Origin of the sequence: Streptomyces blattellae (assembly GCF_009709555.1) — a bacterium.
GTDB lineage: Bacteria > Actinomycetota > Actinomycetes > Streptomycetales > Streptomycetaceae > Streptomyces > Streptomyces blattellae.
This window is the reverse complement of sequence record NZ_WJBG01000125.1, coordinates 1-12055: the sequence shown is the minus strand read 5'-3', so window position 1 is coordinate 12055 and position 12055 is coordinate 1. Positions and strand designations below refer to the sequence as shown.

Here is a 12055-nt window from a genome sequence, read left to right as displayed (position 1 = left end):
CCCATACCACGACAACGAGGACCAAGACCCGAAGCCACGGCTTGTTTCCCGGCAAGCCCTAACGCAACGGTGTTGCATCACAAGGGACGTGACCAGTCTGGGGCAGCGCGGCTCCGAGGTCCGTGGCGGCTTGCGTTATGCATTTGGAGGTATATACCGTTAACTGCATGACGGAGCGGTGGGAGATCGAGATCGAACCCGAGGTACGGGATTGGCTGGAGCTGCTTCCGTTCCGCCTCTACCGGCGGGTCGAGGACAAGACGGACCGACTGCTGGACGAGCCGACGACCCTCGGCGAGCCATACTCACGGCACCTGGGCGGCAAGCTACGTGAACTCCGCTTCGAGTTGGACGGCGAAGCCGTACGCATCCCGTACTGGCTCGCGCCAGGACAACGGATCGTGCTGCTGACGGTCTTCCGTAAGACGAGGATGCGTGAAGCGGCGGAAGTCGAGCGTGCGCACCAGGCCCAGAAGGTTTGCGAGGCCGAGCACGGCCATGCCCAGCACACGTACGAGCGGCGCAAGGAGAGCTGATGAATCACAGCACGTGGAGGACGCGCCGGACCCGGCAGCTTGAGGGTGAGGCGGTGGAGTACGACCAGGAGTACGTCGACGCGCGGCTGGCCGGCGATCTCGGGCAGGCGGTCTACAACCGTCGGATCGAGCTCGGCCTGTCCCAGGCGGAACTGGCCGAGCGGGCCGGGATGACGCAGCCCCAGGTCTCCCGGATGGAGGGCGGCGACACCGTGCCGACTCTCCCGCTGCTGCGGCGCTTGGCCAAGGCCCTGGAGGGCACGCTGAACCTGACCATCGACGAAGGCGACTCGCATGTCACCTTCACCCCGCACGCCGCTTGAGCCGCTGGCGGGCGGGGCGTCGGCCACGTATCCCCTGGGCACCTACCAGAGTCCGTAGGTGCCTTTTCTCTCTGTGCCCCCGGCAGGATTCGAACCTGCGACACCCGCTTTAGGAGTTTTCCCTGGGCGGGGCTGTGACCTGCGGAAACGCCGGCTACCGGGCGTCTGGCCTGGGCAAACACCCCTCCGTAGTTCTCACGTCTTCACGGGGTGTCCCGGCCTCATGTGTGCTGAATCCGTGCGCATCGTCTCTCGCGCTGGGATCAGTCCTGGCAACTGGCTGGTGATTTCAGCGCACTGAACCGTGGAGGGTGCAATACAGGAACTCGGGCATGTGTGTGATCAACAGATGGTGGCCGCCGGTGGTGCCCGAGGCGGTCCGGGCCCAGGCACCGAGGGGGAGCGAGTGATCACGAAACGGGAGGGAGGGGGCTTAACGCTCTCTCAGGCGACCACATGCCCAACAACGTGACGACGCCGTGCGCAGGGCGACAGTCATGCCAGCCGGTGAACGATGTCGGAAAGCCGTATGCGGGAGAACCGCACGTATGGTTTGAAGCGGCGCGGACTGGGCGCGGAGCGGCAGCCATCGCGCCAGTCCCCGACGCTCTCAGGCTCGGTTTTGGGCAAGCTCCGGGTTCTGGGTGGGCGTGTCGGCCGGGGCCGGGACGCCCTTCTCGGCGTTCTCCGGCGCGCCGAACCAGGCCACCGCGACCGCGCCCGAGACCGCCAGGACGAAGCCGGTCACCGCCAGCCAGGCGAAGCCGGGGCGTGAGGCGTCCCCCAGCCACCAGACGCCGATCATGCCGGGCAGCACGGTCTCGCCGACCACCAGCGCCGCCGTCGCCCCGTTCACCGAGCCGATCTGCAGCGCGACGGTATGCAGGTACATGCCGCCGATTCCGGCGACGAGAATGGCGTACAGGGCCGGGTCGGTGAGCAGCGTGCCCAGGTCGAACGGATCGACCCCGTTCAGCACTCGCACGCCCACGCCGAGGGCGCCGAAGCCGAGACCGGAGAGCAGACCGGCCAGGATCGCGGCCCGGGCGCCGAGCCGCCGGACCAGGACCGTGCCGCCCGCCATCAGCAGCAGTGAGATCGCGAGGAGCCACCAGTGTGTGGTGATCGGCGTGTGCCCGCTGCCCTCAGGGCCCGCCGCGCTCGCGAGCAGCACCAGCGCCGAGCAGACGACCGCGATCGAGGTCCACTCCGCCCGGGTCAGCCGGATGCCGAGCAGCTTGACGCTCAGGACGGCCGTGATGATGAGGTTGGCGCTGATGACCGTCTGGGAGAGGAACAGCGGCAGCAGACGGGCGGCGAGCGCGCCGAGCCCGAAGCCGACGAAGTCCAGGATCGTGCCGACGACGAACTCCCAGGTCATCGCGGCCTGGGCGGTGGAGGAGAGACTGGGGCCGCCATACGTGGTGACCTGTCCGGTGGTGTTCCCGGCGGCGGCCGCCTCGCGGCGGGCCGACTTGCGGGAGCCGACGGCCTGGAGGACGGAGCCCGTGCCGTAACAGATCGAGGCCGCAACGGCGGTCAGGAGTCCTATGAGCACCGAGCGCTCCGTTCAGGGGGGTGGTTCCTGGCTGTTCTCCCTGCCAGACGAGGGATCGACCGCCCGCGTTGCGTGAACCGGGTCTGCGTCGAGATGGACGTGAAGAAGGCCGTCCGGTATCCCGCAGGGGACGCGCGATCAAGCGGAGATGCCCGCTGCGTGTGCGGTCGCAGCAGGCCACGGGCTGCGACCGCCAGCAGCGGAGACACCACCACTGCGGCCAAACAGGACCATCGGCTGGTGCCGCCCTTGAACGCCGGACCGCCACTTCCGGGCACGGGCGTGGCCGGCGCGCACGCGCTAGCAGAGTGTCGGACTGTTCCATCGGGTACGGCGATGTGCATGCACGTTGCCGTCAACCGGTGCCGTCAGACGTCGAAGAAGTGATTATGCGACGGCGCCACCTCGGAGTCTTGTTCGTGGAGTCGCTCTGACAGCAGAAAAGCCGTTGTTGTCTGTCGTTGCCGACCACCCTCGGACGGCCCCGGCGGCCGAACATAACAGCGGCCCCATTCAGAAAAGGTCGTCAGGCCCCCGATAGTGCAGCTCGATGCCAAGTCCGTCGCTGACCCTTCGCGCGTGAAGTATTCCTTCCATGGACAAGTTGAGCAAAACATTGGCGTGTCCGACAAAATCAAAACCTGGCGACCAGAGTCTTACCTCGTTACGGTGTGCGGTTGCACGAAGCCATGCACGCTTTGATGGCGGTGGGCCGGACCAACTGACTTCATCAATCCGCTCGACTCTTTTTCTCCATGCCCGATAACGGGTCCGCGATACATTCTCTACAAAGCGCAGCCACGCTTCGCGTGACTCTGCGGTCGGCCAGTTCGGTGAACGGGCAATTTCAGGATCCAGTCGAGCAATCCATGCCCACATTGCTGGAACTGAGGCGAACGTCGCACCGGTCTCCTCAATGGCAGCTATTGCGGCGACTCGGTGGTCGAAGCCGGCGCGAATCAGGATTGATGCTGGTTGTAGAAAAGTACCAGTCTCGATCGCGGTTAGCACTGATCCTTCGAGCGCGGCAGCAGTGGGGTTACCTTGCGCGTCCTCATACACACGAGCCGCCTCAGCGCCCCACACCAGTCGATAGATCAGGTCCGATTCGATGAACTGGGCGATGGCGATGCGGTCATCAGGATCGGGCCCATCGACGTCTCCTAGGGGTCGGCCATTCACCCACTGTCCGAGAACCTCTCGCCAGTTCCTGATCTTCGTCTCGGGCTGGAACGTAGGCAAGGAGAAGAGCGTTTCCGCGATCTGCTCAATCCGAGTTGTCGCGGTTTCGTGATCTCCCCCAGCTATAGCGGCCTCGGCCTGGGCGATCAATTCAACGACGTCCCCTGCAACCTGGGCGAGTTCTCGTCCTGCGTCTACGCCGAGCCCTGCAAGGTACCATCCACGACGCTGCGTTCGTGTGCTTGTGGCCCAGATGAACTGGGTCCGGTTGGCGACTACCTCACGCAAAGCCGCAGCGGGCCCCTCGCCGAAGCGCTGGATTTGCCGGTCCCACAGGGAATCCCTGAGGGTATCTACGATCCGCTGCGTGATCTGGTCAGGATGGGAGTCGTCCTCCCCGAGGACGCTCAAGATTCCTGTGTCGAGCAGCGCGAGGTTTGACCGCCAGGATTGTTCTGCCGCCTCTTGGGCCTCCGGCGTCTCGCCGGCAACAACCGGGAATGCCCATTCTGGGCCTCCAGTGAGATAAGCGAGGAATTGCGACAGTTGACTAGAATCGATATGTTCAATGATGCGTCGGATTAGTGCACGACTCACCTCGATCAGTCCGGACCGCAAGGTCTTGCCGGTCTCGCCGCTGGTGAGTTCCCTCCAATCACGTCGTTTGGAGTTCTTGGGGTCGAAGATGGGACAGAGCACAAGCCCTTCGCTGTCGACGAAGGCGCGGCCAGCTCGTCCGATGACATTTGAGAACTCGGCACCGGTAAGAAGGTTCCCACTGCGGCGAAGCCCGTGGAAAAGCACAACAGATGCCGATAGGTTCAAGCCTTGGGCGAGGGTCGGTGAGGCCACCGTGACCCTGACGACTCCCTCGTGAAGCAAACGCTCAACTTCACGGCGGAAAGGTGCGGGGAGTGCGCCGTGGTGGATAGCCACTCCCAATTTGAGGCACTCCAAGATGGGGTGATCTTCGCCGAACCATTCGGCACCAATCGAGAGAACGCTCGCCAGGTCGACCTGAGGAGGGAGGACGGAGTCGATGAGACCTTGTTTTCGAAGCTTGACGATCTCGCGCGCATAAGGCTCAACTGAGTTCCGTTGCGGACAGAAGATCAGTACGGTTTGACCTTCTTCAACGAGTCGCCACGAGGCCGCGATGACGAGTTCCCGCTGATCAGCGGGAAATGACTTTCTCCGAGGGCGATTCGGCGCTTTTGCTTCGAGATATTTGGGGATAAATGGTCGGTCACCTCCCAATGTGATCGACAAGCGAGCGTGGTCTCGACGCCATTCCACTAAGCCAAACCGTTGCTGCGTGGGGCGCCATTCCTCGCGGTGGAGCCCCCGCGGATTGTCGTCGGTTATCCAGGAAACGAAGTCATTGAGGTCATCGCCTGACGGGAAGACAGCCGAGAGACATACGATCCTGCGCGTGTTCGCGTCGGAGCGGCGCAAAAGACGCTGGATCTGCGCTTCGTACCGAACTTCACGCTCGGACGGCCCGATCATGTGTCCTTCGTCGAGGACTACCAGGCCGACGTCATCGAGAAGGCTTGGGTCCGATCTAAGAGCAAAGTCAAGTTTTTCCGGGGTTGCTACGACGATGCGACTCTCACGGAGGGCATGCTCATCGAACTCACTTACCCCCATGCTTCCGTAGAGGGATGAGACATTTATCCCGAGAGGCATAAAGGTACGCGCCAACACGTGTTCGGTTTGGGCAGACAGTGCCCGCAGCGGAGCCACGTAGATGGCACGCTGCTCTTGAGCTAGGCAGGACAAAATGCAAAGCTCTGCGATCCGAGTCTTGCCCGCACTGGTAGGGAGAGCAACAACAAGGTCGTCGTTCCCCTCGAAAATTCGATCGACAACGTGTAGTTGCGATGGCCAGAGGTCAATCTCGGAGCGCCCGCGGGCAAAGAGGGTGGCTACGAAAGTTCGTCGCAGATAACGCCACCGGGCTTTGCGTAGATCATCAGGAATTCGAACATGCGCAATCCCTACCGGTGGTGGTTGGTCAGGGATGTTGGCACCAATGCTGGTGTGCGCAAGGTCATCGAGCAATCGCCGTGTGAGGCGATGGACCCACCATGGTCCCGGAGCGCTTATATCATGTGACGCACGCTCGCCTGTTTGTAGGTCATCGAGCGCCGTCGCCATTAGTTCCGATTGAGCGTGGGCCAAAGCAAATAGAGCAGCGGAGACAGCCGACAGGTAGTTCTCGCTGAGCAACAATTCAATAGGGCCACGGTCGGTTGTTAGATTCCCAGTCCCCTCATGAATAGTAGGATATTCTCGACTGGAGCCAAGGAAGGCCGCCAATAGGGCGTCGTCCGTCACGTCGGGCGAAGTCCTTAAACGTCGAGTCCGTTCCTCGATAGCATCGAGGGAGCGCATAATCAAGTCTGCCAGCGTCTGTTCCATCGGCGTCAGCCGGCCAGACAGCACACTTCCTTGGACGAGCGAGTAGGCGCGTGCAGCATATCCAGCCAGGTGACTTGCTGCGCCGGCGATCAAACGGTGGAAAGATGTATCGCTACTCTCCGATACATTCCTGGTTGCCGCCTCAAGCGCGTACGAGGCATGAATAAGGCCTTCGCGAGCGAGACTTGCGTAACTGCCGACCGTTTCCTGATCTGCCTCGTCCGGGTCAACAGGTTCAGCGATTCGAAGGCTCGTGGAGATCAGGGAGTACGCGTACCCGAGAAGGTCGTTGTCCAGGGAGCTATCGAACAACGGCGCTCCGTCGGGCAGTGTTCCACCGCGACGGATCATAGACTGGGCCTGCCCTCTGGCGACGAGTCGACCTCGGAACCGCGGTTCTACGGCGCTGGTCAAGGCTTGGTACAAGGATTGATGGTCACGCACGATCCGCAATCACCCTCTCGTAGACCGCACGGACAAAATCTTGGTGCGCTTGCACCTGAAGAATCACTGCCCGTTGCGCTATATCACCCTCGTATGCGGTCAGATCAGTGTTGACATGGTTGGTCGGATTGTTCCCTGCAAAAAGGAACATCAGGTGCGTAACGATTTTAGGTCGAATTCCGTCTTCGAGCTGCAGTGTGAGGATTTTCTCCCCCAATTCATCATCGACCGTTCCCAGCAAACGCTCTGCGAACTGGGTCAATGAATGTGGGGATGGAAGCCCGTCGGATCGCTGCAAACCATCGCGGGCTTCTTCCACCGTGGCAGATCGAGCTTGAGCTCGGCTTTTCGCTTCACCCTTGATTAGGTGAACCTTCGACGAAGAGTCCAGTTTGGCAGCGAGCACGTCATCACCGCGCATTGCCCACTCCTGGTGGTCCCGCTGAATCAACCGGCTAGGGCCGATGACATACCCGCAGTCTTCCTCCAGAAATGCGGCAGCAAGTATCTCGCCAAGATCGCCTGATCTTGCGCTTTGCTTGGTTGGAAGCTTGTTCTGCAGAAACTTGGCTACCTGGCCCTTGCCGAATCGTTCCGCAATGCGTGTCAGCGATTTAGTTTCGGCGTAGCGACTAGGAAGGTAGGCTGCAAGCAACGTAATGCCAACCTCATCCGTAGCCGACGTAAGAACGTCGATTGCATGAGATTCGACATACGTCACCTTAGCGGGTTTGCACCACTTCTTGTAGCTCGTCACCTCATTGCCCCCCGCAATAGGTCACCGTCTCCATGCAGCCGATGTGCCGTCCACCCCGAGGACCGGCCGTACCGCTCTCCGCAATCCGGCATGGTCGATCCTCGCGATCGCGAGCGCAGTGGGTCAAGCACGCTTCCGCTCTGCGGGGTCTGTCACCAGTCGGCTTGTAAACCCGGCATCGCGCAGGCGTTCGTACGCTGCGGCCACGTCATCAGGAACGTGCTGTTCGAGCATGAATCCTTGCTGTGGGTAGATCATGAGCCGCTGTTGCGCGCCCGTCAACATGTCAACTACGAGGCGTGCATCGCCGATCGAGTCGATGTAGTCGACCAGGCATGGGGTTGGACGTGCTGACCCACTCGACTTCGGGCCAAAGCTTGCGTGCGGTCGCGTAGGCCCGTCGTTCTTCGTACGGCTTGCTGACCAGCAGGACGCACGAGACGGCGACCCGCCGCTCTTCAAGCAGGGCGCGAGAGAAGCGGATGTTCTCTCCAGTGTTCCGGGCCCGCGGCTCAACGAGGATGGCATCGCCCGGCACCCCCAGTTCCATCGCCCGCTCGCGATAGTGCTCAGCCTCGCCACGTGGCATACGGTCGCGCGTGGTGCGGCTGGTGGCCCCGGTGAAGATGATCAGCGGCATCATGCCCCAGGTAGAGATCGGCGGTTGTGTCCGCGACTCCGAGGTCATGACTGCCGAGTCCGATCGCGACAGAGCATGGGCGCAGGTCGTGCCCCATCTGCTGGAAGTCCCATGGCCGTTGAGCGTCGGCCCATGCCTGTGCTGAGATCGCTTGCTCTCCTCCTCCGCTTTCGCCGAGTCAGGGACCTTGAAGTCATACGTCCAGGCGAAGCGCGTCGCCGCGTGAACGCCGATCGCGAACTCCACCACGGTGCCATGGGCGGTGTAGGTGGTCCGGTGCAGCTCTACCACCCATTCCCCAGGGGCGAGCTGGAGGAGCTGGACTTCGTCCGCAGTGGGACACGCGCGAACAGTGTCTCCTGCACGTGGTCAATCTCGTATCCGGCGTCGTACAAGACGCGGAACCCCCACCCCGGCCGGCGGGCCCTGGCGTCGGGTCGACGATGCGCGTTCCTTCCACGTGCTCAGGGCGGTAGTAGCTCGTCAGCGTGTGCGTCGGCTGTGAGCCCTCCCTGACAACACGCGCGCGTGCGTAGACCTCCCCACCTTCCGGCAGGCCGTGCGCCTGAGCGGCAGCGGCCGGCGCCGTAACACGGTTGGCGGTCTGCGTCTGTTCGTTCCGCTTGTAGGTGCGTCCGGACGCCACGGTCGTCGGTCCGCCAGCTCCCACCACTTCGGCGCAATGCAGCACTCATCTCGACACCGACAGGAACGCCATGTAGCTGCCGCCCGTAGTGAACACCACCCACACCGGGGTGCCAGCCCACCACTGGGACGGGTCGAGCAGCTGCTCCCCGTTCTGCGAGGAACGTCGGACCCGCACGCTCGGCAGGCTTTTGGAGCACATGGTCAACTCCGCTGTTGTGCTACGTGTCTGCGGGTGTCCTCGCGCGAGCACACGGGTTGGAGACGAACTCTCGCAATCCTGCCTCGGGAAGGTCACTAAGCTAGCTGTCCTTCCGCGTTGAGTGGAGGGCTTGTTGTAGGGGGAGGACGACGGCTGGCCGCGACGGTGCTGCTGGGCACTGTTGCCGCAGACGCAGGCCGTGTCCGGCTGTGTGCGCGAGGGGGGGGCAACAGACCATGGATCGTGGACAGGAGCAGCTCGGGGAGCGCGTCTTGGCGCAGGCTGCAGCGATCTTCTCTGCTCGTTCGGATGTCGGCGCGACGGAGTTGCTCCGCGCGGTTGAGAAGCTGGATTTCGAGCAGACAGAGGACGGGTACAGGACGTCCACCAACTGGCACGACTACTACTGGGCCGCGGTCTTCTTCATCGACGCCGTGGACATCCCCAGCTTTGACGACGAGGTCCTGGACCACCTACTGCCGACGATCGCAGAAGTAGCCGGTCAAAACGGTCGCCCAGATGTCGACCGGATTCTGGTCAAGCCAGCACTCCGCGACCCAGACGTGAACTGGCGGCAAGCGCTGGAGGCGGGGCAGTCGCCGGCACTCCTCCGGCCGGACGACGTGCGCACCGTCGAGGGCAAGCGGGCCCGCATCACCGAAGTCACCCGTATGCGGCTCTTCGACACCCTTCGACTTCAGAACGTCGACTGGTCCGGCAGGCTGGAAGAGTCAGACTTCCTCAGGCGCATCTTCGACCTGGATGCGTTCGCAAGCTACGACTCTCGCTTCACAACCGCCGAGGGCGACATCTACCAGCACCGCGTCAACAACTATGACTGGGAGGAAGACTGGGTCTTCACCGATGATCGGTTCGGATTGAGTCGCGGCCCGGACGCCATCCTCCTGCGCTTCCTCGCCGAAATGCTCCACCCCGTCGTGCGCACTGACGCAGAAGAGCTGCGACAGCTGATGGAACTCTTCAACAGCCTGCTAGCCCGCGACGGTTATGCACTCGTACCCGTCGACTCCATCAGCGGCTACACCATCTACGGCGGGCGCCGCGTTCCAGTACAGGCCCGCCCCATGATCCCAAATCCTTCCCCGCTGGCACCCCACCGCGCATCTGCGGCCAAGGACGGTGCTGTGAACCCGTACGACCTGGTGCGCGCTCGAGCCCGCGGCGACCGGAAAGACTACCGCCTTGATCGACTCCCCATGGAGGAGGGTGGACAGGCCCAGGTCTTCCGGGCCGTTCACAAGCCGACCGAGGCCGAGGTCGCCTTCAAGCGCCGCAGTTCGCAACGGGACACGCCGGCCGCACGGATGCGACGAGAGATCGAGATCTCTCAACTGCTTGGCCGACACCCTCACTACATGCCCATCCTCGACTCCAACCCAGAAGATGGGTGGCTCGTCATGCCGATGGCACAGGCGACCGCGGAGGACCGACGCGACGACCTCAAGGACCCTGCACAGCTGCGCGCCCTGGTCGAGGCGCTGATGGACGTACTAGAACTCGCTCACGCACACGACTGGCTCCACCGCGACGTCAAACCCTCCAACATCCTGCTGCTGGACAGCCGATGGACCCTTGGGGACTGGGGAATCGTCCGCCGGCCGAGAGGTCAGACCACCAAGGCCGGGCGGACCCGTTTCGAGATCGGAACGGAGGGTTTCGCGGCGCCTGAACTCTTCATTGACGCACACGAAGCCACGCCGGCCGCCGACATCTACGGCATCGGACGCGTCATTGCGTGGGCGCTGACAGGCAGGTATCCGCAGATGAATGTGCCGCTCCTGCCTGACCCAGGCCCGTGGAGGAACGTCACCCGCATTGCTGCCCATCCCGACCCCGAACAGCGGTCGCAGAGCATCCAGGACCTCCGCGATCTGATCAACCGCGAGCTCACTGAACCAGCGGAACCTCCGACCGAACAAGCGAAGCGGCTATGGGAGCGGACGCGTGCCGGTGATCCGGCAGCCGTGGCTTCCCTGCTCGAACTGATTGCAGACCATCCTGAAAACTACGAGCTGTACGTCCGCACCCTGACGGGGCTCCCTGCCGAAGAGGCGGGCCCCTGGCTGTCCCGTAACCCTCAGGGGAGCGAACGCATCTTCAAGGCTCTGGCCGACCATGCCGTTGGCCGAGGAACAGGGCGTGTCCAGTTCGCCGAGGCTGCCCGCGCCGCTGTTTGGCTTCACACCGTTGCGAACTTCGCTGCAGCCAAGGACGACTGGGACCTCCTCGACGAGTCCGCCCGCACGATGTGCACCTGGGACGCTGCGTGGGACCAGTGGAGTGCCCAGGACCGAATCGCACCCTGGCTCCGCTCTTTGTCGGGCCAGGCAGCGCAACTCGTAGCCGCAGTGCTGCGTGATCACCCGCGCTCTGCGCGGCACTTCTCCGGCTTGGCGCAGGACAGAATCGTGGATCTTCGGATCCGCGAGGCCATTCGTGCGGCCTTGGGAACCCGACCGTCTTAGTCCCGCTCGTCGGAGAACCGGCGGGGGATGGTGATCACGCCGTCCGGGTCCAGTCCATGAGGCCATCGTGCGGGGAAATCGAAAAGCCAGGCGTGGCCGGCATCAGCGGCTTTCCGGGCAACTCGCTCGGCGCCGTCGCTGTCTCCCGCCGCCTCGTGCATCTGCGCGAGGCGGAACAGGGCGGTGGGATTCTCCCGCGTCGGCGGCTTGCCCGTACAGCGCCTTGGCGCCTTCGCGATCACCTTCCTGTTCCGGGAGTGTAAATCTAACGGCGGATCCGACGATCATGGGAGAGACGTCAAGTGACTGATACCGCCGTGGAGTTGGAGACCGTGCAACCTGTCGAGAGTGCCCAGTCCGGGCCGTCCGTCCCCGTGTCGGATGAGCAGCTGGTCGCGATGCTGGTGGAACGGGCCCGGTCGGAGGGACTGCAGCTGACCGGGCAGGGTGGGCTGCTGCAGCAGCTGACCAAGCGGGTCCTGGAGTCTGCGCTGGAAGGTGAGATCGCCGATCACCTCGGCTATGAGAAGCACGATGCGGCCGGCCGGGGCAGTGGCAACTCCCGAAACGGGGGCCGGGCCAAGACTGTGCTGACCGACGTCGGTCCGGTCGAGGTCAAGGTGCCGCGTGACACTGCGGGCACGTTCGAGCCGCAGATCGTCAGGAAGCGGCAGCGGCGGCTGACCGGGGTCGACGAGATGGTGCTGTCGTTGTCCGCGAAGGGGCTCACGCACGGCGAGATCGCCGCTCACCTGGCCGAGGTCTACGGGGCCGAGGTGTCCAAGCAGACCATCTCCACCATTACCGACAAGGTGATGGAGGGCATGGCCGAGTGGCAGAACCGTCCCCTCGACCGTG

9 protein-coding genes and 2 pseudogenes are annotated in these 12055 nt (G+C 63.3%); 4 read left to right on the top strand and 7 right to left on the bottom strand.

What is annotated here, in order from left to right:
- Window positions 1-167: 167 nt before the first annotated feature.
- Together GFH49_RS11475 and relB are read left to right on the top strand one after the other, a co-directional pair.
- Entirely contained in the window at window positions 168-536 is a 369-nt protein-coding gene (locus tag GFH49_RS11475; protein WP_055626722.1) for a type II toxin-antitoxin system RelE/ParE family toxin, read from the top strand.
- The gene (gene relB, locus GFH49_RS11470) at window positions 536-859 is read left to right on the top strand and encodes a type II toxin-antitoxin system RelB family anti-toxin (protein WP_155055737.1); all 324 of its coding nucleotides are present in this window, start codon (window positions 536-538) and stop codon (window positions 857-859) included. Before GFH49_RS11475 ends, relB begins: the two co-directional genes overlap by 1 nt.
- Window positions 860-1469: 610 nt before the next feature.
- Here relB and GFH49_RS11465 read toward each other — a convergent pair.
- The 6 genes and pseudogenes from GFH49_RS11465 to GFH49_RS40950 form a co-directional block, all read right to left on the bottom strand.
- Window positions 1470-2417 (bottom strand): DMT family transporter, encoded by a 948-nt coding sequence (locus tag GFH49_RS11465; protein WP_155055736.1) that lies wholly within the window; start codon window positions 2415-2417, stop codon window positions 1470-1472.
- 513 nt (window positions 2418-2930) lie between these two features.
- A complete protein-coding gene (locus GFH49_RS11460) occupies window positions 2931-6335 on the bottom strand; it encodes a DEAD/DEAH box helicase (protein ID WP_196217942.1) in 3405 nt (1134 codons plus the stop codon).
- 124 nt (window positions 6336-6459) lie between these two features.
- A complete protein-coding gene (locus GFH49_RS11455) occupies window positions 6460-7224 on the bottom strand; it encodes a Hachiman antiphage defense system protein HamA (protein WP_196217941.1) in 765 nt (254 codons plus the stop codon).
- A gap of 123 nt (window positions 7225-7347) precedes the next feature.
- Window positions 7348-7961, bottom strand: a pseudogene (locus tag GFH49_RS11450) (YdcF family protein).
- Window positions 7962-8020: 59 nt separating this feature from the next.
- Window positions 8021-8510, bottom strand: a pseudogene (locus GFH49_RS11445) (UTRA domain-containing protein); the annotation flags it as partial.
- Window positions 8511-8555: 45 nt separating this feature from the next.
- Entirely contained in the window at window positions 8556-8687 is a 132-nt protein-coding gene (locus GFH49_RS40950; protein ID WP_268867483.1) for a hypothetical protein, read from the bottom strand.
- A gap of 296 nt (window positions 8688-8983) precedes the next feature.
- Here GFH49_RS40950 and GFH49_RS11440 point away from each other — a divergent pair, with 296 nt between their 5' ends.
- A complete protein-coding gene (locus GFH49_RS11440; RefSeq protein WP_230396245.1) occupies window positions 8984-11197 on the top strand; it encodes an AbiJ-related protein in 2214 nt (737 codons plus the stop codon).
- On the opposite strand, the gene GFH49_RS11435 is transcribed toward GFH49_RS11440, so the two are convergent.
- Window positions 11194-11439 (bottom strand): hypothetical protein, encoded by a 246-nt coding sequence (locus GFH49_RS11435; RefSeq protein WP_155055732.1) that lies wholly within the window; start codon window positions 11437-11439, stop codon window positions 11194-11196. The two genes, GFH49_RS11440 and GFH49_RS11435, sit on opposite strands and share 4 nt — an antisense overlap.
- Window positions 11440-11595: 156 nt before the next feature.
- Here GFH49_RS11435 and GFH49_RS11430 point away from each other — a divergent pair.
- Window positions 11596-12055 (top strand): transposase (locus tag GFH49_RS11430; protein WP_230396246.1); only part of this gene is annotated, 460 nt, incomplete at its 3' end.